26 protein-coding genes are annotated in these 26,088 nt (G+C 70.4%); 18 read left to right on the top strand and 8 right to left on the bottom strand.

Going from position 1 to position 26,088, the window contains the following annotated elements:
• Positions 1 to 228: 228 nt before the first annotated feature.
• On the top strand, positions 229 to 732 hold the full coding sequence (locus C468_RS15925; protein ID WP_008849929.1) for a GrpB family protein: 504 nt from the start codon (positions 229 to 231) through the stop codon (positions 730 to 732).
• Positions 733 to 762: 30 nt separating this feature from the next.
• On the opposite strand, the gene C468_RS15920 is transcribed toward C468_RS15925, so the two are convergent.
• Both C468_RS15920 and C468_RS15915 read right to left on the bottom strand, forming a co-directional pair.
• Positions 763 to 1,533, bottom strand: coding sequence for an SDR family NAD(P)-dependent oxidoreductase (locus C468_RS15920; RefSeq protein ID WP_008849928.1), 771 nt, complete (start codon positions 1,531 to 1,533; stop codon positions 763 to 765).
• A 93-nt stretch (positions 1,534 to 1,626) separates the two neighbouring features.
• Positions 1,627 to 2,700 carry an NAD(P)/FAD-dependent oxidoreductase gene (locus tag C468_RS15915; protein WP_008849927.1) on the bottom strand — a complete coding sequence of 358 codons (1,074 nt, stop codon included), beginning with the start codon at positions 2,698 to 2,700 and terminating at the stop codon, positions 1,627 to 1,629.
• A gap of 149 nt (positions 2,701 to 2,849) precedes the next feature.
• Here C468_RS15915 and C468_RS15910 point away from each other — a divergent pair, with 149 nt between their 5' ends.
• On the top strand, positions 2,850 to 3,167 hold the full coding sequence (locus C468_RS15910) for a hypothetical protein (protein ID WP_008849926.1): 318 nt from the start codon (positions 2,850 to 2,852) through the stop codon (positions 3,165 to 3,167).
• 30 nt (positions 3,168 to 3,197) lie between these two features.
• On the opposite strand, the gene C468_RS15905 is transcribed toward C468_RS15910, so the two are convergent.
• Together C468_RS15905 and C468_RS15900 are read right to left on the bottom strand one after the other, a co-directional pair.
• Complete coding sequence (locus C468_RS15905) at positions 3,198 to 3,869, bottom strand: metallophosphoesterase family protein (protein ID WP_008849925.1); 672 nt, start codon at positions 3,867 to 3,869, stop codon at positions 3,198 to 3,200.
• Positions 3,870 to 4,020: 151 nt separating this feature from the next.
• Complete coding sequence (locus C468_RS15900) at positions 4,021 to 4,686, bottom strand: O-methyltransferase (RefSeq protein WP_008849924.1); 666 nt, start codon at positions 4,684 to 4,686, stop codon at positions 4,021 to 4,023.
• A gap of 156 nt (positions 4,687 to 4,842) precedes the next feature.
• Between C468_RS15900 and C468_RS15895 the strand changes: the two genes are divergently transcribed.
• Positions 4,843 to 6,519, top strand: coding sequence for an acyl-CoA mutase large subunit family protein (locus C468_RS15895; protein ID WP_008849923.1), 1,677 nt, complete (start codon positions 4,843 to 4,845; stop codon positions 6,517 to 6,519).
• A 34-nt stretch (positions 6,520 to 6,553) separates the two neighbouring features.
• Here the strand turns inward: C468_RS15895 and C468_RS15890 are convergent, their stop codons facing one another.
• Positions 6,554 to 7,357: a formate/nitrite transporter family protein gene (locus C468_RS15890; RefSeq protein ID WP_008849922.1), complete on the bottom strand. Its 804-nt coding sequence runs from the start codon at positions 7,355 to 7,357 to the stop codon at positions 6,554 to 6,556.
• Positions 7,358 to 7,472: 115 nt separating this feature from the next.
• On the opposite strand from C468_RS15890, the gene mce reads away from it, so the two are divergent.
• Complete coding sequence (mce, locus tag C468_RS15885; protein ID WP_008849921.1) at positions 7,473 to 7,859, top strand: methylmalonyl-CoA epimerase; 387 nt, start codon at positions 7,473 to 7,475, stop codon at positions 7,857 to 7,859.
• Positions 7,860 to 7,927: 68 nt separating this feature from the next.
• Here the strand turns inward: mce and C468_RS15880 are convergent, their stop codons facing one another.
• Positions 7,928 to 10,111: a S9 family peptidase gene (locus C468_RS15880; RefSeq protein WP_008849920.1), complete on the bottom strand. Its 2,184-nt coding sequence runs from the start codon at positions 10,109 to 10,111 to the stop codon at positions 7,928 to 7,930.
• A gap of 99 nt (positions 10,112 to 10,210) precedes the next feature.
• On the opposite strand from C468_RS15880, the gene C468_RS15875 reads away from it, so the two are divergent.
• The 9 genes from C468_RS15875 to C468_RS15835 all read left to right on the top strand — a co-directional run bounded on the left by C468_RS15875 (position 10,211) and on the right by C468_RS15835 (position 17,904).
• Positions 10,211 to 10,900, top strand: coding sequence for a cyclase family protein (locus C468_RS15875; RefSeq protein ID WP_008849919.1), 690 nt, complete (start codon positions 10,211 to 10,213; stop codon positions 10,898 to 10,900).
• 82 nt (positions 10,901 to 10,982) lie between these two features.
• Positions 10,983 to 11,264: a 50S ribosomal protein L44e gene (locus C468_RS15870; RefSeq protein ID WP_004595867.1), complete on the top strand. Its 282-nt coding sequence runs from the start codon at positions 10,983 to 10,985 to the stop codon at positions 11,262 to 11,264.
• A 2-nt stretch (positions 11,265 to 11,266) separates the two neighbouring features.
• Positions 11,267 to 11,440 (top strand): 30S ribosomal protein S27e, encoded by a 174-nt coding sequence (locus tag C468_RS15865; RefSeq protein ID WP_008004084.1) that lies wholly within the window; start codon positions 11,267 to 11,269, stop codon positions 11,438 to 11,440.
• Positions 11,441 to 11,458: 18 nt separating this feature from the next.
• Positions 11,459 to 12,259 (top strand): translation initiation factor IF-2 subunit alpha, encoded by an 801-nt coding sequence (locus C468_RS15860; protein ID WP_008849918.1) that lies wholly within the window; start codon positions 11,459 to 11,461, stop codon positions 12,257 to 12,259.
• Positions 12,260 to 12,298: 39 nt separating this feature from the next.
• Positions 12,299 to 12,481, top strand: coding sequence for an RNA-protein complex protein Nop10 (locus tag C468_RS15855; protein WP_008849917.1), 183 nt, complete (start codon positions 12,299 to 12,301; stop codon positions 12,479 to 12,481).
• A gap of 97 nt (positions 12,482 to 12,578) precedes the next feature.
• Positions 12,579 to 13,331: a proteasome assembly chaperone family protein gene (locus tag C468_RS15850; protein ID WP_008849916.1), complete on the top strand. Its 753-nt coding sequence runs from the start codon at positions 12,579 to 12,581 to the stop codon at positions 13,329 to 13,331.
• Positions 13,332 to 13,411: 80 nt separating this feature from the next.
• Positions 13,412 to 14,578, top strand: a complete 1,167-nt coding sequence (locus tag C468_RS15845; protein WP_008849915.1) for a thiolase domain-containing protein — start codon at positions 13,412 to 13,414, stop codon at positions 14,576 to 14,578.
• Positions 14,575 to 15,006 (top strand): Zn-ribbon domain-containing OB-fold protein, encoded by a 432-nt coding sequence (locus C468_RS15840; protein WP_008849914.1) that lies wholly within the window; start codon positions 14,575 to 14,577, stop codon positions 15,004 to 15,006. Before C468_RS15845 ends, C468_RS15840 begins: the two co-directional genes overlap by 4 nt.
• Before the next feature lie 126 nt (positions 15,007 to 15,132).
• Positions 15,133 to 17,904, top strand: coding sequence for a hybrid sensor histidine kinase/response regulator (locus C468_RS15835; RefSeq protein ID WP_008849913.1), 2,772 nt, complete (start codon positions 15,133 to 15,135; stop codon positions 17,902 to 17,904).
• 30 nt (positions 17,905 to 17,934) lie between these two features.
• Here C468_RS15835 and C468_RS15830 read toward each other — a convergent pair whose 3' ends face one another.
• Complete coding sequence (locus C468_RS15830; protein ID WP_008849912.1) at positions 17,935 to 18,336, bottom strand: DUF7344 domain-containing protein; 402 nt, start codon at positions 18,334 to 18,336, stop codon at positions 17,935 to 17,937.
• Between the two features lie 201 nt (positions 18,337 to 18,537).
• Complete coding sequence (locus tag C468_RS15825) at positions 18,538 to 19,305, bottom strand: VOC family protein (RefSeq protein ID WP_008849911.1); 768 nt, start codon at positions 19,303 to 19,305, stop codon at positions 18,538 to 18,540.
• Positions 19,306 to 19,713: 408 nt separating this feature from the next.
• Here C468_RS15825 and C468_RS15820 point away from each other — a divergent pair, with 408 nt between their 5' ends.
• The 5 genes from C468_RS15820 to C468_RS15800 all read left to right on the top strand — a co-directional run bounded on the left by C468_RS15820 (position 19,714) and on the right by C468_RS15800 (position 26,070).
• On the top strand, positions 19,714 to 20,637 hold the full coding sequence (locus tag C468_RS15820) for a UbiA family prenyltransferase (protein WP_008849910.1): 924 nt from the start codon (positions 19,714 to 19,716) through the stop codon (positions 20,635 to 20,637).
• A gap of 170 nt (positions 20,638 to 20,807) precedes the next feature.
• A complete protein-coding gene (locus C468_RS15815) occupies positions 20,808 to 22,733 on the top strand; it encodes a sensor histidine kinase (protein ID WP_008849909.1) in 1,926 nt (641 codons plus the stop codon).
• Positions 22,670 to 23,098 carry an EamA family transporter gene (locus C468_RS15810; RefSeq protein ID WP_008849908.1) on the top strand — a complete coding sequence of 143 codons (429 nt, stop codon included), beginning with the start codon at positions 22,670 to 22,672 and terminating at the stop codon, positions 23,096 to 23,098. Before C468_RS15815 ends, C468_RS15810 begins: the two co-directional genes overlap by 64 nt.
• A gap of 101 nt (positions 23,099 to 23,199) precedes the next feature.
• Positions 23,200 to 24,702 carry an MATE family efflux transporter gene (locus tag C468_RS15805; RefSeq protein ID WP_008849907.1) on the top strand — a complete coding sequence of 501 codons (1,503 nt, stop codon included), beginning with the start codon at positions 23,200 to 23,202 and terminating at the stop codon, positions 24,700 to 24,702.
• A 102-nt stretch (positions 24,703 to 24,804) separates the two neighbouring features.
• On the top strand, positions 24,805 to 26,070 hold the full coding sequence (locus C468_RS15800) for a carboxypeptidase-like regulatory domain-containing protein (protein ID WP_008849906.1): 1,266 nt from the start codon (positions 24,805 to 24,807) through the stop codon (positions 26,068 to 26,070).
• Positions 26,071 to 26,088 lie beyond the last annotated feature (18 nt).

The following is a 26,088-nucleotide window of genomic DNA, read 5'->3' as shown; positions in this document are numbered from 1 at the left end:
AGTGAGAGAAATCGCCGAGAGGGATTTGAATCAGAGAGCGAGCGTAGCGAGCGACCGTGGTTCAAATCCCGGCCGGCGCACTCATTTCGTTCGTGCGCCGGCCGACCTCCCGCTCGCTTCGCTCGCGGGAGTCCCGGCCGGCGCATCCTCCCGCACACGACGAACGAGGAGCGACAGCGACGAGAGAGAACCCTCAAGACATTTCGACCTCGAAAACGGGACTTGCGTATGGTCGGGTTGGAGCGCGGTACCGTCGAGTTGGAGCCCTACCAGCCGTCGTGGAGTGACGAGTACGGGGCCGAAGTCACTCGACTGAACGACGCCGTCGGCGATCGGGTACGGCGCTTCGAACACATCGGCAGCACCGCTGTCGAGGGAATGCCCGCCAAGCCGATCGTCGACGTGCTCGCGCTGGTCGACGAGTTCGCGACCGCCACCGACCTCGTCGAACCGCTCGAGGCGCACGGCTACGAACGGCGTCCCGACGAGGTGGACGGACGGGTGTTCCTCGCGAAGGGGCCGCCGGAGAACCGCACGTGCTACCTCTCCATCGCCGAACTCGGGAGCGCGTTCCACGAGGAGAGAGTCGCTTTCAGAGAGGCGCTGCGGGACGACCCTGAACTCGCGGCGCGGTACGCGTCCCTGAAGCGACGACCCGCCGAGCGGTACCCCGAGAACCGCGAGCGGTACACGGCCGAGAAGGAGGCCTTCGTTCGGGTCGTACTCGGTTGACCCGCTCGACACGGGAGGCGGCCTCGCGACCTACAGACTCGCGCCGCCGTCGACCCACACCGTCTCGCCGGTCACGTAGCTCGCGCCCTCGGAGGCGAGATAGAGGTACGCGTCGCGCAGGTCCGACGGGCTGCCGGCGCGGGACGGAAGCCCGCCGGACTCGTCGATCTCGCTCGCCTCGTCGGCCCAGCCCTCCCGGATCTCGGTCGCGATCGGTCCCGGAGCGACCGCGTTTACCCGGATCCCGTGTTCGTCGAGTTCGAGCGCCGCGCTCCGGGTGAGCATCTGGATGCCGCCCTTCGTCGTCGCGTAGTGGGAGTGGTCCCACTCGGCGCGCTCGGCCGTCGTCGACGAGGTGTTCAGGATCGCCCCCTCGACGCCGCGGTCGATCATGTCTCTCGCGGCCAGCTGCGTGCCGAAGAACGCGCCTCTGAGGTTGACGCCGTGAACGAAGTCGAAGTCCTCCGGAGTGACGTCGAGGAACTCGGCGCTACGGTGGACGCCGGCGTTGTTCACCATCACGTCGACCCCGCCGAACTCGCGGGCCGCCTCGATCACCGTCTCGATCTGGCTCGGCTCTGAGACGTCGGTCTCGATGAACGCTGCGGTTCCGCCGTGCGCCTCGATGACCTCGTGGGTGGGCGTCTCGGCGCCGACGTCCTTCGGCGCCGCTCGGACGTCGGCGTTGATCACGGTCGCCCCCGCGTCGCCGAACCCGAGTGCGACCGCGCGGCCGATGCCGCTCGATCCGCCGGTGACCACGACCGTCTCGTCGGCGAAGTCCGCGCTGATAGTTCCCATACCGACGCTCGGAGAGGGCGGATCAAAAAAGGTCGGTGTCGTGGCCCCGCGAGCGAGCAGGGGTCGCGTCCCCGGTCGCGGCGTCGCGTCGCCTCAGTCGTCGTCGGCCGTCGGCGTGTCGGGATCGGCGGTGGCCTCCTCGCGCGGACCGCCGGCGTGCCCCTCGTGTGCGACCGCGGTCGCCATGAGCTCCGGTGGGATGGCGGGCACCTCGTCGGCGCCGACCGGACCGTCGGCCTCGATCTCCTCACTCGAGCGCGGGAACTCGCGGAGCTCCTTGTGCAGCGCGATCCCGGCCTTCGCGCCCTGTCCCAGCGCGACGGGCACCTGGTTGTGACCGGGGGTCACGTCGCCGACCGCGTAGACGCCGTCGACGCTCGTGCGCCCGTGGTCGTCGACGTCGACCTCGCCGCCCTCGGTGAGGTCGCAGCCGAGCCCCTCGGCGAGTGCGGTGTTGTAATCGGAGCCGTACATCGGGAACCCCCCGCGGTACTCGCGGCGGGTGCCGTCCTCGAACTGCATCGCTTCCAGCCAGCCGGAGTCGGGATCGTTCTCGACGCCGGCGATGTCCTCGTGGACGACGTCGACCGGGTGTGCCGCGAGCTGGGCGGCCGTCTCCTCGCTCCACGTCGGCTCCGCGCCGCGGGTGAGGAGGTCAACCTCGTCGGTCATGTTCAGCATGATCATCGCGACGTGGGCGGCCGCCTCGCCGTGCCCCATCACGTACACCGGCTCGTCGACGAACATGTAGGCGTCGCAGTGGAGACACCAGTGGAGCCCGCGCGCGTTCCGCGGGAGCGGCGGGTCCGGACGCTCGTCGGAGAAGCCGGTCGCGAGCACGACGCGCTCCGCCAGGAACTCGGCGTCGTTCGTCGAGAGCCGGAAGCGTCCATCGTCGGTCTCGACCACGTCGGTGACGAAGCCGCGCTCGAAGGTCCCGCCGTACGACTGCACCTGCTCGCGGCCCGTCGCGAGGAGCTCGTTGCCGGAGACCTCCTCGGTGATACCGATCACGTTGTGGGTGTCGGCCATCATCGCCGCGCGCCCGCCGCCGCGGTCGATCAGCACCGTCTCGTGGCCCAGTCGGGCGCCGTACAACGCGGTCGTCAGCCCGGCCGGCCCGCCGCCGACCACTGCGATCTCGTACTCGTCCTCGGACGAACTCATTATTGGGTTATACGCGTTGCGGCGGTTTAAAATGAGTCGTGCTGTGCGCGCGCTGCGGCCAGCCCGTTAGGCGCCGCCTATCCGGTTCGGCTCCGCCGATTCCGCGAGGTCCCGGAAGCTTATTACGGCTCATCGCCTCCGGTGTGGCAGTGCCTTCGCGACTCGCCGCCGCCGTCGCGCTCCTCGTCGTCGGCGCCGCCGCCGACGTCGGCTCGACCTACGTCGCCATCTCGGGCGGCCAGTACGTCGAGGGGTCGCCGGTCGGCGCGGCGCTCATCGCGACGTTCGGGCTCGTCCCCGGAATGCTGGTCACCAAGGCCGCCGGGATGGTCCTCATCGGGATCCCCGTCGCGGTCGCCGGCGGGACCCGACGGCTCGTCGCGACGCTGATGTGCGCCGGCGTCGGCGTCATGTCGATCGCGACCGCGGTGCGGAACGTCCTGTTCGTCACGGGCGTCTGGCCGTGACGCGGTCGGGGGGTCCAGCCCGACGCGCCGTCACTCGCCTTTATAAAGACGTGCCGCGGTTCGCTCGGGGAGGTCGGCGTCGGCGACCGCCTCGCTCACCCGATCGATGTCGTACGCGACGCGCCGCAGGTCGACCTCGTCGGTCCGGGTGTCGAGCAGGGCGTACCCCGCGTCGGGGTCGCCGTCGCGCGGCTGCCCGACGCTGCCGGGGTTGACCACGACGCCGCCCGCGACCGCCCGCGACCCCTGCACGTGGGTGTGTCCGAGCACGATCCCGTCGTGGTCGCCCATGTGTCGGTCGAGGTTCGGGAACTCCTCCGGGTAGACGTAGGCGTCCTCGCGCTCGGCGGCGGGGTGCGAGTGGACGAGGAGGAACCGGTCGCCCGCGAACGTCTCGGCGCGCGGGAGCCCGTCGAGCCACGCGCGCTGGTCGTCGGAGAGGGACTCCTTCGCGTGTTCGAGGCCGGCCTCTGCCATGCGGTTGGCCCGGTACCGCTCGGGCGTCTCGACGGTGCGGTCGTGGTTGCCGCGAACGGTCATCGCGGCGACCTCGCGCACGCGCTCGACGCACTCGGCCGGCCACGGGTTGTACCCGATCACGTCGCCGGCGCAGACGATCCGGTCGACGGCCGGCATGTCGTCGAGGACGGCTTCGAGCGCGGGGAGATTCGCGTGTACGTCCGAGATGAGGCCCACCTTCATCGAGTCGGGGTACGGGAGCGAGGCCCGAATAGGTTCGGCCGATACGCGGTGTCGTACGGGGTGCGTGCGTGAGGGTCGAGTATGCCGATTGGTTATAACTGTGGGTAGCTGACCGCAGATCTAATTAGAAACGATATGCGTCACCGCTCCCTCACTTCACCTTCGTCGACACCGCGATCCCGGATCCGACCGGGAGGATCGCGGTCTCGACGGCGTCGTCGGAGCGCACGGTGCCGACGTACTCGCCGATCCCTCGGGTCTCCCCGTCGACCTCGGGGTCCGGGAGGGGCGCGCCGTCCTCGAAGTGCGCGACGAGGTCGCCGAAGTCGATCGGGCCTCTGGTGACGTTGTCGGCGACGATCACGCCGCCGGTCCGGACCTTGGGGAGGACCGTGCGGTAGGCGTCGGCGTATCGGCCCTTCTGGTGGTCGATGAGGACGACGTCGAAGGGGCCGTCGTAGCGCTCGACCGTCTCCATCGCGTCGCCGACCTCGAACGTGACGCTGTCGGCGTAGCCCCCGTCGGCGGCGAACTGGACCCCGCGTTTCGCCTCGTCCTCGTCGAACTCGGTACAGATCACGGCGTCGGCGCCGCCGCGCAGGAACCACGTCGCGGAGTAGCCGAAGCCGGAACCGAACTCGAAGACCCGCTCGGCGTCGGTCAGGCGGGCGATCAGCCGGAGGACCGCGCCCGCCTCCGGCCCGATGATGGGGAACCCCCAGTCGTCCGCGAGGGCCGCCATCTCCGCCTGCGTCGCGGTGTGCTCGGGCGCCGTCGCGGCGAGGAAGCGCTCGGTGGCGTCGGGGAGAACGTCCATGTTCGGCGTTCGACCGCGCGTCACTTGAAACCGACCGTCGGCGGGGATCCGGGCCGGTCGGGAGGTGGCGATCCCACCGGCGCGGGGGGCGTCGCGAGAGCGCCGAGCCGCCGCCGCCGAAAAGTGTTAAGTCCCGCTCGCGCGACCCGTTTACTAATGTACGATCCTGAGGAACTGGACGCGATCCGGGACGCCAAGGAGTCGTGGGAGTCGGGGACCTACGGCGAGACCGTCGACCGGTTCGGGGAGCGGAAGGAGACGTTCACCACCGACACGGGCGGACAGGAGGTCGACCCCCTGTACACGCCGGCCGACGTCGGCGACCACGACTACCGCGAGGACGCCGGCTATCCGGGCGAGGAGCCGTACACGCGCGGCGTGTACTCGACGATGCACCGCGGGCGGCTCTGGACGATGCGGCAGTACGCGGGGATGGGCACCGCCGCGGAGACCAACGAGCGCTTCAACTACCTCATCGATCAGGGTTCCTCCGGGCTCTCGATGGCGTTCGACCTCCCGACGCAGATGGGGTACGACTCGGACGCCGCGATGGCCGAGGGCGAGGTGGGCCGGTCGGGCGTCGCCATCGACACCTTGGACGACTTCGAGACCGTCTTCGACGGGATCCCCCTCGACGAGGTGTCCACGTCGATGACGATCAACGCCCCCGCCGCCGTCCTCCTCGCGATGTACGTCGCGATGGGCGACAAACAGGGCGTCCCCCGAGAGCAGCTCCGCGGGACGATCCAGAACGACATCATGAAGGAGTACATCGCGCGGAACCTCTACATCTACCCGCCGGAGCCCTCGATGCGGCTCATCACGGACATCTTCGAGTTCTGCGCCGCCGAGACCCCAAGCTTCAACACCATCTCCATCTCCGGGTACCACATCCGCGAGGCGGGGTCGACCGCGGCCCAGGAGGTCGCGTTCACCCTCGGCGACGGGATCGAGTACGTCGAGGCCGCGATCGACGCCGGGCTCGACGTCGACGAGTTCGCCCCGCAGCTCTCCTTCTTCTTCAACGCCCACAACAACATCTTCGAGGAGGCCGCCAAGTTCCGCGCCGCCCGCCGGATGTGGGCGCAGATCATGGAAGAGCGGTTCGACGCGCAGAACCCCAAATCGAAACAGCTCAAGTTCCACACCCAGACCGGCGGATCGACGCTCACCGCCCAGCAGATCGAGAACAACGTCGTCCGGGTGGCGTACCAGGCGCTCGCGGCGGTGCTCGGCGGCACCCAGAGCCTCCACACCAACGGCAAAGACGAGGCGCTCGCGCTCCCCACCGAGCAGTCGGTCCGCACCGCGCTCCGTACCCAGCAGATCCTCGCGCACGAGTCGGGCGCCGCTGACACGATCGACCCGCTGGCGGGCTCGTACTACGTCGAGAACCTCACCGACGGGATCGAGGAGGACGCCTTCGAGATCCTAGAAGAAGTCGACCGCCGCGGCGGGATGTTAGAGGCCGTCAAGAGCCAGTGGGTCCAGCGGCAGATCCAGGACGTCGCCTTCGAGCGCCAGCGCGAGATCGAGGAGGGCGATCGGGTGATCGTCGGCGTCAACGAGTTCGAGGTCGACGAGGAGCCGGAGATGGACCTCGAAGAGGTCGACCCGGAACAGGAGCAGAACCAGCGCGAGCGCCTGAACGAGGTGAAGGCGGACCGCGACGGCGAGGCTGTCGACGACGCGCTCGCGTCGCTTCGCGATGCCGCGCAAGGATCAGAGAACGTGATGCCCCACATCGTCGACGCCGTGAAGGCGTACGCGACGGTGCAGGAGGTCTCGGACGTGCTCCGAGACGAGTTCGGCGAGTACAAGCCGGGGCGATAGGTCGATCGGAACTCGCGTCCCGACGGCGCCGGCCTCAGTTCGCCCCGCGGACGACGTGACCGTACTTCAGCAGCGCGACGAACACCCCGCCGCCGAAGGCGTTGCCGATCGTCGCCAGCACGAGGAACCCGATGTAGTCGGTCAGCGTGATGGCGTCCGAGACGAACAGCCCGAACAGCACCTCGACGTTGCCCGCGATCGAGTGCGGGAGGTGTAAGAGCCCGATCGTTCCGGTGACGATCAACACGAGGAGGATCCGCGCGGTCGTGTCCTGGGCCGCCGTCACGAGCCACGCGAGCAGCCCCATCAGCCACCCGGCGAAGACGCCGCCGATGAACAGCCACGGGAGGTCGTGGTCGACGAGCTTCAGGGCGATCGTCTCGAAGGACTGCGGGTCCACGACGCCGAGCTCCGGCATCAACAGGATCACGAGCAGAGTGAACAACAGCCCGCCGACGAGGTTCCCGACGTACACCAGTCCCCAGAGCCGACCCAACTGTTTGAACGACGCCTGTCCGTCGAGGACCGGAATCACCGCCAGCGTCGTGTGCTCGGTGAACAGCTCCGAGCGGCCGAGGATGACGAACATGAAGCCGATGGAGTAGACGCTCGCCAGCAGCAGTTCGGTCGAGAGATCGCCGAAACTCCCCGGCGAGAGCGTCAGTATCACCGCCATCATCAGCGGCCCGAACCCGATGTCGAGCCCCGCCGACAGCCCCGAGAGCAGCAGTCCCGACCGCTCCCGGTTCATCTCGTGGAGCCCGCTCTCGAGCAGCGAGCCGAGGATGTTCCGTGACGACATCTGCTCCGTCGCCGCGTCGGGTTGTGAGTCGCTCACTGGTCTGGGGGCAGTTCTCCCGGCCCCTACCCAAACCTTTGGATATCGGTGGGGAGCGCGCGGGAGTCGCCTCCCGCTCGATTCTTATAAGTCGGCGGGGTCGGATCCGAGACGTATGCGATTCGACCACGTCGGCGTCGCGACCCGCGACGCCGCCGACCTCGCCGACCTGTTCGACGGCCTGCTCGACGCGCCGATCGCCCACGAGGAGACGTTCGACGGGATGGAGGTCGTCTTCCTCGAGCTCGACGACGGGGGGTACTTCGAACTGCTCGAACCGACCGCGGGCGGCGCGATCGCCGACTACCTCGACCGCGAGGGCCCGGGGATCCACCACGTCGCGCTCGCGACCGACGACGTCTCCGGGGCGCTCGATCGGGCCCGCGACCTCGGGGTCGACCTCGTCGACGAGGAGCCGCGCCCCGGGGCGTGGGGCCACGAGGTCGCCTTCCTGCACCCGCGCTCGACGGGCGGGGTGCTGGTGGAGTTCGTCGAGCACTGACGGCGGGAACCCCTCGCGAGCGCCGGGAAGGCGACTCAGCCGTCCCCGTCGGCCGTCGGGAAGGCGACTCAGTCGCCCCCGTCGACCGCCGGGTCGTGCGTCTCGTACCAGTCGAGGATCTTCTCCAGCCGGTGGATCGCGCGGTCGGGATCCCCGATGTTGTGGTGCTCGTCGGGGTAGACGACCAGCTCGGCGTCGATCCCCTGCTTCCGGGCGGCGACGTACAGCTGCTCCGACTGCGAGGAGGGGCACCGCCAGTCCTCCCCGCCGGCCATCACCAGCAGGGGCGTCTCGATCTCCCCCGCGTCGAGCACCGCGGTCGACGCGTCGTACGCCTCGGGGTCCTCCCACGGGAGCCCGAACTCCGCCTCCAGCCAGACGTGGGTGTCGTCCGTGCCGAACGCCGACCGGAGGTCGTAGATGCCGTGTTCGGGCGCCGCCGCCGCGAAGAGGTCCGGCCGCTGCGTGACGAGGAACCCCTGCGCGATCCCGCCGTACGAGAAGCCGTGGCCGAAGACGCGGTCGGGGTCGACCCACCCGCGGTCGGCCAGTGACTCGACGCCAGCCGCGATGTCGTCGACCTCGGCGGTCCCCCACGCGCCCGTCAGCTCCGCGGTGAACTCGCGGCCGCGGGAGGTCCCGCCACGGTAGTTCGGTCGGAGGACGAGGTACCCGCGGCTCGTCAGCGCAGCGTGGCCGAAGCTGAAAACGGGCTCGTCGTACGACATCGGCCCGCCGTGGATCGCCACCACCAGCGGGTGGTCGCCGTCCGCGGGGTCGACGTCGGGGTCGTGGTAGAGCACGCCGTCGATCGTCCAGCCGTCCGACTCCCACTCGACGCGGCGGGCCGTCGGCATGGCGAACTCGTCGGCGAGCGGCTCGTTGACGCGGGTGAGCCGCCGGAGGGAGTCGGGCTCGGTCGCCGCGTCGTCACCTGCGCGGCCCCCGGCGGTCGCCGCGTCGTCACCTGCGCGGCCCCCGGCGGTCGCCGCGTCGAGGTCGTCGACGGCGACCGCGTACAGGTCGCTCCCGTCCGTCGGGTCCGAGAGGACCGTCACCGCCGTCGACCCGTCGGCGGCGACGTCGAACGCCGCCATGGCGCGGTCGCGGCCCTGCGCCTCGAAGACGCGCTCCACGGTCCCGTCGGTCTCCACGCGGACCAAGCGAGTGCTGCTCTCGTCGGCGATCCGGACGTACAGCGCGCCGTCGACCCACACCGGCCCCCCGCCGCGGGCGACCGTCCGGTCGAGGTCGGCCGTGAGCGAAGTGATTTCCGCTCCGCTCTCACCCACGAGGTACACCTCCGCCGGAGCGGGCGGGTCGTCCGGATCGCTCGCGACCGTCGCGACCCCGTCGCCGTCGGGGCGCCACGCCGGCGCGCCGTGCGTGAGGTCGCCGTCAGTGAGCCGCTCGGCGTCGCCGCCCTCGGGCGAGACGGCGTACAGGTCGCGGACGGTGGTGTCGTCGGGCCGGTCGAGCCGGCAGGACGTGAACGCGATCCGGCCGTCTGCGCCCCACTCGGGCTCCATGCCCGAGACGTCCTGGAACGCGCCGCCGCCGTACGCGTCGTCGAGCCGGCGGGGGTCGCTCTCCGGGTCGCCGAGGTCGACCACGAAGAGGTACGTGGTCACGTCGTCTGTCCACCCGGCGCCGTTCACCTTGTGCTGGAGCCGCGTCGTCTCGATCGGCCCGCCCTCCTCGCGGACCTGGTCCAGGTACTCCGACTCCTCGTCGGTCGGGTCGCGCGACTCGATCACCAGGCGGTCGCCGTCGGGCGACCAGTCGAAGTCGGCGACGCCCTCGTCGCGGTCCGTGACCTGCCGGGCGTCGCCGCCGAGCGCGAGGTCGAACAGCCACACCTGCGGCTTCGGCTCCTCGTCGCCGTTTTCGAGGGAGTCGTCGTCGGCTTCCTCGCTCCCGTCGTCCGCCTCCGAGGCCGTTTCGTCGTCGGTCTCCTCCTCGTCTCGGTCCCGCCAGCCGACCCGTCGGTCGGCGTCGCGCTCGCGGGCGGCCACGAACGCGAGGCGGTCCCCGTCGGGGCCCCACGTCGGCGACGAGGCGCCGGACGCGCTCGTCAACCGGTGCGGGTCGCGGGAGCCGTCGGTCGGGACGACGAACAGCGAGGCGACCGCCTCGTCGGCGGCCTGGTCGTACTCGGTCGCGGTGAAGGCGACGCGGTCGCCGCCGGGTGAGACGGCGACCTCGCCGATCTGGGTCAGGTCGTAGTAGGCGTCGAGCGGCAGTTCCGACATGGACCCACCGAACGGCGGGCGGTGGAAATACGTTCGGGCCGCGGAACCGGACTGCGGGGCGACGACCGATTTAACCCCGCGGCGGGCCGACCGCCGGCCGTGTTCCGCGACCTCTCCCGACCGATCGAGACGGGGATGCCGACGTATCCGGGCGACCCCGACGTGACGCTCGCGCCCGACGCGACCCACGAGACCGACGGCTACGCGACGAGCGAGCTCCGGACCGGGACCCACGCGGGGACCCACGTGGACGCGCCGCGCCACACGCTCTCCGAGGGGGCGACGATAGACCAAGTCGGAGTCGGACGGTTCGCGTTCGACGCGCAGCTCGTCGACTGTCGGCCGCTGGCGCCGCGGGAGGCGATCGGACCCGGGGCGCTGCCCGGCCAGAACGGCCTCGACGCTGACCCCCTCGATCCGGCGGTCGACCTCCTCGTCCTCCGGACCGGGTGGGCGTCGCACTGGGGGAGCGACCGGTACCGCGATCACCCGTACCTGACCGCGGCGGCCGCGGAGCGCTGTCGCGAACTGGGCGTCGGCGTCGGCCTCGACTCGTTCGGGCCGGACCCGACGCCGCCCGGGCCGGCGGCGGAGACCGGACCCGCCCGCGACGACGAGCCCGACGGCACTCCCGCCCACGACGCCCTTTTAAACGACTCGCTGCCGATCGTCGAGAACCTCTGTGAGCTCGACGGCCTTCCCGAGCGGTTCCGGCTGTACGCCTTCCCGCTCCGGCTCCGCGACGGCGACGGGTCGCCGGTGCGGGCGGTCGCGGAGTGGAAGGAGTGAGACGCGGACGTACTCCGGCGCGCGAACCAGACCAAACCCGTTTTAAGCGTCGGCGACGAACCGCGATTCAAGGTCGATATCCATGGAGATGCCACGTCGTTTCAACACGTACTGTCCACACTGTGACTCGCACCACGAGCACGAGGTGGAGAAGGTTCGATCGGGTCGGGCGACCGGAATGAAGCGGGACGCGCGCCAGCGACGCCGCGCGCTCGCGACCATCGGCAACGCCGGCGGGTACTCGAAGGTGCCCGGTGGCGACAAGCCGACGAAGAAGACCCACCTGAAGTACCGCTGCGGCGACTGCGGCAAGGCCCACATGCGCGAGGGATGGCGCGCCGGCCGGCTCACGTTCCAGGAGTAAGCATGGCGGGAAGCTTCCACCGCGTCGCCTGCGGCGACTGCGAGAACGAACAGGTCGTCTTCGGCAAAGCCTCCTCCGTGGTGTCGTGTGCGGTCTGCGGCACGACCCTCGCGACCCCGACCGGCGGGGAGGCCGAGCTCCACGGCGAGATCGTCGAAACCGTTGAGGCGCGGTAACCGCCTCACCACCCCCGTATGAAGTACAGCGGCTGGCCCGAACCCGGCGAGTTGGTTGTCGGCGACGTCGACGAGATCGCCGACTTCGGCGTGTTCGTCGACCTCGACGAGTACGAGGACAAGCGCGGCCTCTGTCACATCAGCGAGGTCGCCTCCGGCTGGATCAAGAACGTCCGCGACCACGTCCGCGAGGGACAGACGGTCGTCGCGAAGGTGCTCGACGTCGACAAGTCGTCGAACCAGATCGATCTGTCGATCAAAGACGTCAACGAACACCAGCGCAAGGACAAGATACAGGCCTGGAAGAACTCGCAGAAGGCCGACAACTGGATGCTGATCGCGCTCGGCGAGGACGTCGACGACGACCGCTACACCGCGGTCGCCAACGCGCTGCTCGTCGAGTACGACTCCCTCTACGACGCCTTCGAGGCGGCCGCGATCAGCGGCGAGGAGGCGCTCGAAGACGTCGACATCGACGCCGACGCCCGCGACGACATCGTCGAGGCCGCCCGTGACAACGTCTCCGTCCCGTACGTCGACGTGACCGGCTACGTCGACCTGGAGTCCGCGGCCCCCGACGGCGTCGACGACGTGCGAGAGGCGCTCTCCGCGGCCGAGGGCAACGGCGAGATCCCTGACGGCGTCGACCTCGAGGTCGGCTACGTCGGCTCGCCCGAGTACCGGATCAAGGTCCGCGCGCCCGACTACAAGACGGCCGAGGACCAGCTGGAGGCCGCCGCGGCCCGCGCCCGCGAGGCCATCGAGGCCGCCGGCGGCGTCGGCGAGTTCCACCGCGACCGCCGCGAAGACGACGAGTAACCGCTCGCAGTCCGCTTTTCACTCACTACCGCCACACCCGTGAAATCCGATATCCGCGTCTGCGCGAACTGGGAGAGCGCCCACGACCGGCCGGTGTACGCGCTCGGCGATCGCTGCCCGGAGTGCGAGGGGCCGACCGAGAACAGCGCGCCGGCGCCGTTCAGCCCCGAGGACCCCTACGGCGAGTATCGCCGCCGAGCGCGGCGGCGGGCGTCGGAGTAGCGCGGTTCCCGCGCCGCGGCCACCGCCTCGGGGACGAGCCCGGCCCGCGCCGCCGGAATAGCCACCCTCTTGTGACCGCCGCTCGGACTGACCCGGTATGGACGACATCGAGATCGACGAGGTCGCGACGCCGGAGCTCGACGACCCGGTGCTCATCGAGGGGCTGCCGGGCGTCGGCCACGTAGGGAAGCTCGCGGCCGAACACCTGTTAGAGGAGTTCGACGGCGAGTTGGTCCGGCGCGTGTACACCACCGAGTTCCCGCCGCAGGTGAACGTCGACGGCGACGGCGTCGCGGAGCTGACCTGCGCTGAGTTCCACGCCGTCGAGACCGACGGCGCCGACCTGCTCGTGTTGACCGGCGACCATCAGGCCGGCTCGAACAAGGGTCACTACACGCTCACCACCACGTTCCTCGACATCGCCGAGGAGTTCGGGGCGACTCGCGCGTACGCGCTCGGCGGCGTCCCGACCGGCGAACTCGTCGAGGAGTACACGGTCCTGGGAGCGGTCTCCGACGGCGACCTCGTCGACGGGCTGGAGGACGCCGGCGTCGAGTTCCGGCCGGACGAGCCGGCCGGCGGCATCGTCGGCGTCTCCGGGCTCGTCCTCGGGCTCGGCGGCCGCCGCGGGCTCGACGCCGCCTGCCTGATGGGCGAGACGAGCGGCTACCTCGTCGACCCGAAGAGCGCGCGGGCGGTGCTCGAGGTGCTCGCGGCGCTGCTCGACTTCTCGATCGGCTACGAGAGCCTCGAGGACCGCGCCGAGGAGATGGAGGAAGTCGTCGGCAAGATCCAGGAGATGCAGGACGGGCCGGCGGTCCCGGACGACGACCTGCGGTACATCGGTTAGGGGCTCGGTTCGGCCGATTTTTAAAAGGAGCGACCGCGCGTTCCGGCAAGGCTAAATCGGACCCGAATAATCGATCGTGTATGACCGACGTACGCGTCGCCGGGGTCGGGCTCACGCACTTCGGGAGCCACCCGGAGCGGACGGGCCGGGACCTCTTCGCGACGGCCGCGCTGCGGGCGTTCGATGACGCCGGCGTCCCGCGCGAGGACGTCGAGGAGCTGAACTACGGCAACTTCATGGGCGCGCTCGCCGAGCACCAGGGCCACCAGGCGCCGCTGATGGCCGAGGCGGCCGGCGTGGACTGCCCGTCGACCCGCTACGAGGAGGCGTGCGCCTCGGCCGGCGTCGCGGTCCGCGAGGCCGTTCGGACCGTCCGCTCCGGCGAGGCCGACGTGGTGGTGGCCGGCGGGATGGAGCGCATGACCAACCTCCCGACCGACGAGGTCACCGAGGGGCTCGCCATCGCCGCCGACGACCTGTTCGAGGTTCGAGCAGGGGTGACGTTCCCCGGCGCGTACGCGCTGATGGCGAACGCCTACTTCGACGCGTACGGCGGGGAGCGGCGCGACCTGGCCCACATCGCGGCGAAGAACCACGCGAACGCGGTCCCCAACGAGTACGCGCAGTACCGGCGGGAGGTGTCCGTCGAGGAGGCGCTCGACGCCCCGCCCGTCGCCGAGCCGCTCCACCTCTACGACGCTTGCCCGATCACCGACGGCGCGAGCGCACTCGTGATCGTCTCCGAGGAGTACGCGACCGAACACGACGTGGACGCCCCCGTTGCGGTGACGGGAACCGGACAGGGGACCGACCGGATGGCGCTCGGGGACCGCGAACACCTCGCACGCACTCCAGCCGCGGACGACGCGGCGGACGCGGCCTACGCCGACGCCGGAGTCGGGCCCGACGACGTCGACGTGGCGGAGGTCCACGACTGCTTCACCATCGCGGAGGTGCTCGCGCTGGAGTCGCTCGACCTCTTCGAGCCCGGCGAGGGGATCGGGGCCGCCCGCAACGGGGTCACGACCGCCGACGGCGCCCTCCCGGTGAACCTCTCCGGGGGACTGAAGGCGAAGGGGCACCCGGTCGGCGCGACCGGCGGCTCGCAGATCGCGGAGCTGACCCGGCTCCTGCGGGGCGATCACCCGAACAGCGACCGCGTCCCCGACGCCGAGGTCGGCGTCGCGCACAACGCCGGCGGGACCGTGGCCAGCGCGGTCGTCCACGTGCTGGAGGTGGCGCAATGAGCGCGCCCGCGAGCAACGCGGGGTACGACGAGTGGCTCGACGCCCTGGCGGCCGGCGAGGGGTTCGCCCTCGCGTGTCCGGACGGGCACGGCTCGCTCCCGCCGCGCCGAGTGTGCCCGGAGTGCGGGTCGACGGCGCTCTCCGAGGAGCCGCTCGCCGAGACGGGGACCGTCGAGACGTACAGCGTCGTCCACGTGGCCGGGCCGCGGTTCGCCGACGACACTCCGTACGTGAACGCCGTCGCCGACTTCGGCCCGGTCCGGCTCACGGGCGTCCTGCGGGGCGCGGAGCCCGACGTCGACGCCGTCGCCGTCGGCGACCGGGTCGCGGTCGGCGTCGAGGAGCGCGCGACCGACGGCGAGCCGCTCGTGGTTTTTCGTCCGGCGGACGGAGAGCAGGCGGTCTCCCGCCCGGCGGACGGAGAGTAGGCGGTCTCCCGCCCGGCGGAGGTCGGCGGGGTGCGTGCGGGAGGCCGCGTCGCTCTTCGCCGCCGTCGATCCCCGCGCTCCGCGCGGTCCAAACGGTTATGCCGGCGTCACGAGTACCCGGATTCAATGGACGACCGCATCCGCGTGCTCCACGTCGACGACGACCCGGACCTCGCGGATGTCACCGCGTCGTTCCTCGAACATGAGGACTCTCGGATCGCGGTCGAGACGGCATCGAACGCCACCGAGGGGCTCGAACGGCTCGCCGACCCCGACACCGACATCGACTGCGTCGTCTCCGACCACGACATGCCGGGACCGAACGGGATCGAGTTCCTTGAGTCGGTCCGCGAGCGCGACCCGGACCTCCCCTTCATCCTCTACACCGGGAAGGGGTCGGAGTCGGTCGCCAGCGAGGCCATCTCCGCGGGCGTGACCGACTACCTCCAGAAGGGCGGCGGCACCGAGCAGTACGAGATTCTGGCGAACCGCGTCGTCGACGCCGTGGAGAAGTGTCGCATCGAGCGCGAGGCGGAGCAGACGCGGACCCACCTCCGGGCGATCTCCGACCACTCGATGGACGCCATCATCACCATCGACGCCGACAACCGGATCCAGTTCGCGAACCCGGCCGTCGAGCGGCTGTTCGGCTACGAGCCCGCAGAGCTGGAAGGGGAGCCGCTGGGGGTGCTGATGCCGGAGGGGGAGCGGAACAAACACCTCGCGGCCCTCGACAGGTACTGCGAAACCGGGGAGCGCTCGATGAACTGGTCGGGCGTCGAGGTCTCGGGGGAGCGACGCGACGGCCGCGAGATCGCCCTCTCGGTCTCGTTCGGGGAGTTCGAGGAGGGCGGCGAGCGACGGTTCGTCGGCGTCCTCCGGGACGTGACGGAGCGCGAGCGACACCGGGCGTTCGTCGAGCGGTCCAGCGACATCGTCACCGCGCTCGACGCCGACGGGCGGTTCCAGTACGCGAGCTCCTCGGTCGAGCGGATCCTCGGTCACGAGCCGGCCGAGCTGGTCGGCGAGTACGCGTTCTCGTACGTCCACCCAGAGGACCGCGAGCGGGTCGTCGAGGCGTTTTCCCGGTCGCTCAGCGACGGCGAACTGAACCCGACGGTCGAATACCGGCTGAAGACCGCAAACGAGGAGTACCTGTGGGTGGAGTCCGTCGGGAGCAACCGGTTCGACGAACGCGGAGTCAGCGGGTTCGTTATTAACACCCGGGATATCTCCGACCGGAAGCGGCGCGAGGAGAAGCTGTCGCGGCTCCGCGAGTGGACGCAGGATCTCAACTACACGCGGACGGTCGCGGAGACGACGCAGCTGGCCGTCGACGCCGCGGACGAGATCATCGGCGCGGGGCTAAGCGGGATTCACCTGTTGAACGATGCGGGCGACGTGCTCGAACCCGTCGCGCTCGCCGAGTCGGTGCCGGCGTTCTTCGACGAACAGCCGGCCTACGATCGGGACGAGCCGGCCGGGACGCGAGCCGCGCTCGCGTGGAGGGCGTATCGGGGCGACGAGCCGATCGACGTCGGCGACCTGTCGTCGTTCGACCCGCTCGACGAGGACACCCCGGCGGAGAGCATCGTCCTCCATCCGATCGGCGACCATGGGCTGTTCGTCGTCTCCTCGTCGAAGCCGCACGCGTTCACCGAGACCGACGTGCTCATCGCCGAGATCCTCGCGAACCACCTCGAGGCCGCGTTGGACCGCGTCGCCCGCGAGACCAGCTTAGAGCGGCTCCACGACGCGACCCGGAGCCTGATCCGGGCCGACTCCCCGGAGGAGATCGCCGAGCGCGTCGTGGACGCCGCCGAGGAGGTGCTCGGGTTCTCCGTGGTCACCGTTCGGCTGCACGACGAGGACGCCGGCGGCCTCGTCCCGGTCGCGGTGTCGGAGGCGGTCGAGGAGGTGCTCCCCGAACGGGGGGTGTTCACCCCCGAGAGCGGGAGCCTCAACTGGGGGGCGTACGAGGCGGGCGCGCCTCGCGTGTACGACGACATCGAAACGGCGGGCGCGGTCGACGCCGGTACGGGGCTCCGGAGCCTGATGATCCTCCCCGTCGGCGACCACGGCACCATCTCCGTCGGCGAGACCGAGCCCGGCGTGTTCGGCGGCACCGACGAGCACCTCGCGCGGATCCTCGCGACCGCGGCCGAGACGGCGCTCAACGCGGCGGCCCGCACCAGCCGCCTGCACGAGCGGAGCGCGGAGCTGGAGCGGCAGAACGACCGGCTGGCGGAGTTCGCTAGCGTCGTCTCCCACGACCTCCGGAACCCGCTGAACGTGGCGCAGGGGCGGGTCCGGCTGGCCCGCGACGACTGCGACAGCGAGCACCTCGACGCGGCCGCGGGCGCCCACGAGCGGATGAACACGCTGATCGGCGACCTGCTCACCCTCGCTCGCGAGGGCGAGCGAGTGAGCGAGACGGAGCCGGTCCGGCTCTCCGCTGTCGTCGAGTCCTGCTGGGAGACGGTCGAGACCGCGGACGCGACGCTGACCGTCGAGGCCGACCTGTGGCTCCGGGCCGACGAGAGCCGACTCAGGCAGCTCGTCGAGAACCTGGTGCGGAACGCGGTCGAACACGGCGGCGCCGACGTGGCGATCACCGCCGGCGCGCTCGGCGACGGCGGGACCGACGGAAACGCGCCGGGGGGCGAGGACGGCGCCGAAGTCGGGTTCTTCCTCGAGGACGACGGACCGGGGATCCCGGAGACCGAACGCGACGAGGTGTTCGAGGCGGGCTACTCGACATCGCGCGAGGGGACCGGCTTCGGCCTGCGGATCGTCGAGCAGGTGGCGGCGGCCCACGGCTGGACGGTTCGGGTCACGGAGGGGCCAAACGGGGGCGCGCGGTTCGAAGTGACGGGCGTGGTACGGGCGGACCGGTGAGCGGTGCGACCTCCGCGCGGGCACCGCCGGTCAGAACGTGGCGCCGTCCTGCTGTTCCGCTTCGAGTCGCTGACACCCGGTAACTAACGAGTCGGGGAGGTCGTCCGCCGCCGAGTGGAGCGCGTCGAAGACCGCCGACACTTCGTCGAAGCGCGGACCGCGGGAGGCGACCAGGGGGTCAGCGTCCCACGTGACGAAGCCCATCTCCGCTAACATCGGGAGGTGGGTGTGGTAGAGCTGCAGACGAAGGGCTTCCGGATCGGACGGACGGGCGGACGGCGCGGCGCTCTCGGGTAAGGGGACCGAGCGATCCGGCGGGGCGTCCGACAGCGACGCGAGGAGCTGGCGCCGCGGCTCCGCCGAGAGCGATTTGAACACCGCGTCCCAGTTGTCGCTGACCTGCTCACCGTCGTCATACAGGGCGTCTGTCATTTGGATCACCGGTAGTTCAGTCTCAGTGATACATAAACCTATCTAGAGTGACATTAAGAGTTACAAAATAATCGAGACAATCACGGTGAAATGACAACCGTTCGTCCGTGAACGTTCCGCTTCCGTGTACCGACCGCGCCCGTCTCTGTGGAGTCCGTGAAAGCGGATCTCCACGGGGCCGGCATCTCGGGCTCGCGCGACCTACTCGCGGACGAGCAGCTCGATCTCGTGGCCGTCCTGGTCCTTCGTGAACGCGTAGTTGTGGTCGCAGGACTCGGGGTCGCGGTAGTCCGGCGCCTCGCGGACCATCAGCTGCTCCCACGCCTCGTCGAGGTCGTCGACGCGGACGCAGAGGTGCCCCCAGCCGTCGCCCATCGTGTACTCGCGGCCGTCGTAGTTGTAGGTGAGCTCCAGCTTCATCGCCTCCTTCGGGGCGTCCTCGGGGGCCATGAAGTAGTTCGCGAAGCTGTCGGCCTCCCAGCGACCGCGAGCCTCGGCGTGCTCGAACTTACGGGTCCAGTAGCCGAGCGCCTCGTCGGCGTCCTCGACGCGGATCATCGTGTGGTCGATGCTCCACTTCGCGCCGTAGTCGCGCTTGACGATCTCGATTTCGTGGCCGTCGGGGTCTTTCACGAACGCGTAGCGGTTCCCGCACGACTCGGGGTCGCGGTAGTCGTCGACGCCCTCCTCCATCAGCTGATCGTACGACTCCTGCAGGGCGTCCTCGGGGACGCGCACGGCGATGTGGCCCCACGCGTCGCCGATCTCGTAGGTGCGGTCGCCGTGGTTGTAGGTGAGCTCCAGGGTCGCGCCGTCCTCGTGCATCCCCTCGGGACCGAGGTAGACGTTGGTGAACGTGTCGGCCTCCCAGCGGCCCTTCTCCTCGTAGTTCAGGTGTGTCTGATACCAGTCGAGGCTCTCCGCTAAGTCCTCGACGCGGATCATCACGTGATCGAAGGTTCCGTCCATACGCGATCCCTCGGCCGCTCGCCTCAAAAGCGTACTGAAGGGGTGCGGGGCTGGCCGCGACCCGCTCGTCGCGCGACGCGAGCGAGCCGAACGGCGTTCGCATTTTCTGCAACTACTCACAGGTTAATTGATAGAATTGCACTTTGAGACGTAAATGCCGAGCGGCGCCGAGGACGGCGTCGCTCGGCGCACCGATGCAAGACACACGAGACCCGCCGTCGGCCACGACCGACGGCAGCGACGAGTCGTATCGCGCTGCACCAACGCTCGACGCGGAAGCGGTCCCCGGACCGGGTGCCGTCGGTACCGGAACGGCCGATTCGGGCGGACCGACCGCGACCGAACCCGCTCCGGCTGCGACCACCNCCGGCCGCGACCACCGCAACCGAACCGAACGAGTCAGCCGACATGGCCGACACAGCCGACGCTTCCGGCCGCGTGCGATCCCTCATCGGGTTCGCCTCCGGCTCCCCGTTCGTGGCGGCGATCGCCGCGGTCGAGACGGTCATCGCGACCGTCTTGCTCGGCGTGCCGCTCTCGCCCGCGCCGGCCGTGGTCGGGTTCGTCGCCTTCGCGGTGTACACGGTCGATCACGTCGCCGACGCGGCGGCGGACGCCCGGTCGACCCCCGAACGCGCGCGCCTGGCCCGGCGGTACGCCGACCAGTTGATGATCGCCGCCGCGGTCGCCTACGGGCTCGCCGTGGCGCTGTCGACCCTCGCCGGACCGCTCGCGCTCGGCGCCGCGCTGCTCCCCGGGGCGTTCTGGATCGCGTACGCCTCGGACTGGCTCCCGAACGCCGGGCGGACCGTCCGCTCGCTCGCGCCCGACGACGGCCTCGCGGCCGCGCCGCGCGTCCCGCGGCTGAAGGACGTCCCGGTCGTCAGTTCCCTCGTCGTCGCCGCGGGATGGGCGCTCGCGGTCACGCTCCTCCCGCTGGCGTTCGCCGACGCGGTGTCGCCGACCCCGGCCGTCGCGGTCGCGTTCGCGTACTTCCTCCTGCGGTCGTTCGTCGACACCGAACTCCCGAACGTGCGGGACGTGGCGGCCGACACCGCGGCGGGAGTCACGACGCTCCCGATCGCCCTCGGCGTTGCCGGCACCCGCCGCGTGCTGTACGGAGTCGACCTCGCGACGGCGGCGACGCTGACGGCGGCGACGGCGACCGGGGTCCTCGCGCCGGGGATCGCGGCGGCGCTCGGCGTCGGGATCGCGGCGTCGCTCGCCGTCACCGCGCTCGCCGGGCGCGTCGATGACGACGCGGTACTGGGCGTCGCCCCCGACTGCAGCTACCTCGTCGTCGCGGCCGCGCTCCTGCTCGTCGCGGCGTGACCGACCGGCGGAGCCGACGAGTCTGACGGACGACCGGGGCGGTCGGCTGTCGGCGCCCGCCGGCAGTCCCGCTATTTTCGCCCCTGTCACCGCTGATGGCTCCGCCGCGACGGCGGAAATGTCTGACCGACGGAGCAAATGATTTATACCTTGATTGATTGCAATTAACTGTGATCGGGCTGAGCCCGCTGTCGGTCGCGCTACTCACTGCGGTCGTCACGGGTACGGCCGCGGCGATCCTCGCGTGGCGGGAGCGGCCGGAGGCGGGGGCGACGTGGTTGACGGTGCTGCTCGTCGGGCAGGTGTGGTGGACGACGTTCCTCGTCTTCGAACTGGAGGCGCCGACGCTCGCGGCGAAGTCGCTCTGGTACGACGTGCAGTGGGCCGGCGTGGTGATCATTCCCGTCGGCTGGCTGCTGTTCGCGCTGGAGTACACCGGACGAGAGCGGTACGTGACGCCGCGGTTCGTGGCAGCGCTCTTCGTCGCGCCCGCCGTCACGGTGGCCGTCGTCGCGCTCGGCGACCCGTGGGGGCTCGTCGTCGCCGACCGCGAGGTCGCGTCGACCGCGGTCGGGTCGTTCCTCCGCGTCGACACGGGGCCCTGGTACTACGCCATCGCGGGGTACACGTACCTGCTCGGGCTGTTCGGATCGGTCCCGATCCTCCAGCTCGTCCGCGACGACGCGCGGCCCTTCCGGGGGCAGAGCGCCGCGCTGATCGTCGGGACTGCGGCGCCGTGGGCCAGCAGCGTCCTCTATCTCACCGGGACCTCCCCAGTCGCCGGACTGGACCCCACGCCGCTCGCGTTCGCGGTGTCTGGTGTCGCGTACCTGCTCGCGCTCTCCCGGTTTCGGCTGCTCACGCTCGCGCCGGCGCCGCGTCGTCGCGCGCGACAGCTGGTGTTCGAGAACCTCCACGACCCGGCGTTCGTGGTCGGGACCGAGGGGCACGTGATCGACCTGAACCAGAGCGCCGCGGACACGTTCGGGATCGACCGGCGGGGCGCGGTCGGGGAGGAGGCCGGCGCGGTGGTCCCGCGGTACGACGACGTCTCGCCCGAGGACCCGGACCGGGCCCCGCTCTCGATCGTGGGGCCGCGGGGGCGCCACCCCTACGAGGTCACCGTCCGGTGTGTCTCCGACGGCCACGGGCGACCGACCGGCGAGGTGATCGTGTTCCACGACGTGGGCGAGTACCTCGGTCAGCAGCAGCGGCTGAACGTGCTCAACCGCGTGTTCAGACACGACGTGCGGACGGAGACGAACCTGATCCACGGGTACGCCGACCGGCTCCGCGAGGATCCGACCGACGAGCACGCGCTGGCGGTGGTCAAACGGAGCGCGTCCCGCATCCTCGATCTGAGCGAGCGCACCCGGACCGCGAGCGAGCTGTTCGATCCGATGTCCGAGGCGTCGCCCCCGGTCGCGATCGAGTCGCTCGTCGGGGAGGTGGCCGGGGAGCTTCGCGCCGAGTTCCCCGACGCGACCGTCTCCGTCGAGGGGGACGTGCCGGCGGTCCGGGTGCCGGCGGTGTTGCGGGTGGTCGCGGAGAGCCTGTGTTCGAACGCGGTTCGCCACAACGACAGCGAACCGCCCGCCGTGTGGCTCAGCGCCGCGGCCGAGGACGGGTGGGTCGAGCTCTCGGTGGCCGACAACGGCCCCGGGATCGCCGCCGCGGAGCGCGAGGTCCTGAAGCGCGGCACGGAGACGCCGCTGGAACACGGCAGCGGACTGGGGCTGTGGATCGTGAAGTGGGGCGTCGATCAGGTCGGCGGGAGCGTCTCGTTCGGGAGTCGGGAGCCGCGGGGAACGATCGTCACCGTTTCGGTGCCGATCAGGGCCGACGAGGGCGGGAGAGACGACGGAGGCGGGGGCGGGAGAGACGATAGAGACGGAGGCGGGAGAGACGGAGGCGGGAGAGACGGGGAGGAGAGTCAGGGAGAGGGAGCGACGGAGGCGCCGGCGGCGAGGGAACGGGTCGCGGTGAGAACACAGGTCGGTAGGCACTTGTCCGCCGCTGGTCACACCGAACCATGGACACCTATCTCCCGTACGCCCTGCTCGCGATGGGCGCGTACGCGCTGGTCTCGCCGCTGATGCGTGTCGCGACCACCGGCCCCGACGCGATCCCGAGCGACGTCGCGGTCGTCGTCTCGAACTGTCTCCTCATCCTCATGGCCGTCGGCGTGCTCGCGTACACCGGACAGGGGTTCGCCGAGCACCTCACCTCGCCGAAGATCGTCCACGTGCTCGCGGCCGGCGTCTTCCTCGGGATCGGCATCCTGGCGCTGTACCGCGCCCTGGCGCTCGGCCCGGTGAGCGTCGTAACGCCCATCTTCGCGATGTTCCTCGTGTTTTCCTCGGTGATCGGGTTCCTCCTCCTCGGCGAGTCGTTCACCGCGCGGAAGGCGGTGGGTATCGCGTTCGCCGCGGCGTCGGTGTACCTCGTGTCGGGCGCCTGAGTCGGCGCGGCGTCGACGGCGCGTGAGGGCCCGCCGATCCGGAAACGCCCGCCGCGTGACGAAATCCCTTTATCACCCACCGAAAAAGGGGCGTATCCGTAGTGGCCCGCCTCCCGAACCCCTTCCGTGCGCTAATCTTATACATCGGCTTCGCCCTCGCGAGAGCCGGGGTGATCGACCGGCACCGCGTGGTCCGGACCACGGACCTCGCGTGGCCGCGGATCGTCACGGGGATCGCGCGGATGTCGAAGAACGCGGTCGACGTGGCGATGGTGGGGGTCGCCGTCGGCACCAGCGCGGTCGCCGGCGTCGGCTTCGCCGGCCCCTACTGGGGGCTCGCGTTCGCGCTCGGCGGGGGCGTCGCCGGCGGCACCATCGCCCTCGTCTCCCAGCGCTTCGGCGCGGAGGCGTACGGGGAACTGGGCGACGCCGTCCGGGCGAGCGTTCTCCTCGCGATCCTCATCACGATCCCCGTGTCGGCCGTCTTCTGGACGTTCTCGACGCGCTTTATCGACGTGTTGAGCAGCAACGAGGCCGCGATCGCGTTCGGCGCAGACTACCTCCGGATCGTCGGGCTCGGCGTCCCCTTCGCCGCGCTCAACCTCGTCGGGAGCCGGGTGCTCGTCGGCTGTGACGACGCCTACACCGCGATGCAGGTCCGGGCGGGCGGCGCGGTGGCGAACATCGTCCTGAGCGCCGCGTTCATCTTCGGGCTGGGCTGGGGCGTCGAGGGCGCCGCGCTCGGCACGGTCCTCTCGAACGTCCTCGCCGTCGCCGCGTTCACGGTCGGGCTCGTGCGGGGCCGGGTCCCCGGGATCGGCGAGTTCCCGATCTCGATCAGCCCGTTCGGTTCGTACGTGAACCCGGACATGCTGCGCGACCTCGTGGAGATCGGCGTGCCTGTCGGGGCGCGCAACCTCGTGTGGACCGCCGCGGAGTTCCCGATGCTCGCCATCCTCGACGTGTTCGGCGAGAACACCGTCGCCGCGTTCGTCATCGCCCGCCGCATCTACGGGATCATGAACGCCCCCGGCTGGGGCTTCGGGCTCGCCTCCTCGAGTCTGGTCGGACAGGAACTCGGCGGCGAGGACCCCGCGGAGGCGGAGGCGTACGCCCGCGACATCATCCGCTTCTCCGTGGTGACGTACATGGTCTTCGCGGCGGTGACGGCGGTCTTCGCGACCGACATCGTGACGCTGTTCGCCGAGACGCCGGAGAGCCCCGAGATCCCGATCGCCGTGAACTTCGTGTATGCGGCGTGCGTCGCGGTCGTCTTCCAGGGGATCTCCGGCGGCGCGGCGGGGCCGCTCGATGCGGCCGGCGACACGAAGATCCCCTTCGCGAGCCAGTTCCTCGGGATGTTCTGCGTGTCGATCCCGCTGGCGTACGTCGGGGCCCGCGAGGCGACGCCGGCGATCGACGTGCCCGGGCTCGCCGTGACGATCCCCGAGGTCGCGCTCCCCGCGATCGGGCTGTGGGGGGTGTACCTCGCGTTCCTCGCGGAGACGACGATCCCCGCCGCGATCAACTACTGGCGGTTCCGCTCCGGGAAGTGGAAGAAGATAAGCGAGGCGTACCGGCCCAATGCGCCGGCCGACGACTGAGCGTCGGCGAAGTCGGTCCACGGCAACCGGACGAGTTAGTCCGGCAGCTACCCGGGTAACGTCCGCATAGCAATACCGCTAGGGCCGAGTATTCACGTATCCATGAACTTCGAGCGCCTCACAGCGGTCGGCGTCGCCGCCCTCGCTACGGTCTTCCTCGTCGCCGTTCTCGCGGCCGGCGGCGCGGCCGGAACCGACGTGACGCTCACCGTGTCCGTCGTCGATCAGGACGGCGATCCGACCGGCAACGTCGAGGTGATCGCGACGTGGGAGGCGGAGGACGACGAGACGCGTACGGCCACCGGAACGACGGCGAGTAACGGAAAGGTGTTCCTCGACGTCCCGGAGAACGCGACCGTCGACCTCGACATCGACGACGACACGTACATCAGGAACCGACCGCTCACGGTCGAGGGGGCGAGCGAGTCGGACGTCGAGCTCGCGGTCTCGCGCAGCGGGACCGCGACCGTCTCGGTCGTCGACACGGAGGACCGGCCGCAGGCGGACGCGCGAGTGCAGATCCGCGACGGGAGCCGTACCGTGGACAGCGGCCGAACGGACGATTCGGGGGCGTTCGCGTCGAGTCGGCTCGAGCGCGGGACGTACACTGTTCGGGTCGTGAAACCCGGGTTCTTCGAAGCCACACAGGAGGTGACGGTGAGCAGAGAGGCGGACGCGAGCGTCGAGATCGAACGGGGCACCGTGGTGCTCGACCTCCGCGTCTTCGACGACCACTTCGACCCCCCCGAGGAGATCGAGACGGGAGCGATCCGGGTGGAGTCGTCCGTGTACAACGCGGAGGTGACCATCACCGAGGGCGACGTCTCGCTGAACGTCCCCGTCAACGTCGACTACTCCGTCGACGTCGTCAAAGACGGGTACGACGCTGGGGCCGAGAGGATCTCCGTCGGGGAGTCGGCCGTCAGCGCGAACGTGACGGCACAGCGGACGTCGACGCTCTCGGTGACACCGGGGAACGAACGGGTTCTCGTCGGCGAGACGACCCGAGTGACCGTGCGGAACGCCTACGACGAGCCCGTCGAGGGAGCGACGGTGGAGGTCGACGGAACCGAGGTCGGCGAGACCGACGACGGCGGCGAGCTCGCAGTGGCCATCGACGCGGCCGGCGAGCGGGAGGTCGTCGCGACCGACGGCGACGTCACGTCCGAGCCAGTCGTGATCGTGGGCGTCGACGAGGACGGCGACGCGAACGAGACCGACGACGCGAACGGGACGAACGACTCCGACGAGACGGACGACGCCGGCGAGACGGACGACGGCTCGCCCGGGTTCGGCGTCGCGGCCGCGATCGCGGCGCTGCTCGGAGCCGCCGCAGTCGGCGTGAAACGCGTGAGAGGGGCCGCATGACGCCGGTCGAGCCGCTCT

It is taken from the genome of Halorubrum kocurii JCM 14978, from assembly GCF_000337355.1.
GTDB classification, from domain to species: Archaea; Halobacteriota; Halobacteria; order Halobacteriales; family Haloferacaceae; genus Halorubrum; species Halorubrum kocurii.
The sequence above is the reverse complement of the archived record's forward strand: the minus strand, read 5'-3'. Positions and strand labels throughout refer to the sequence as shown.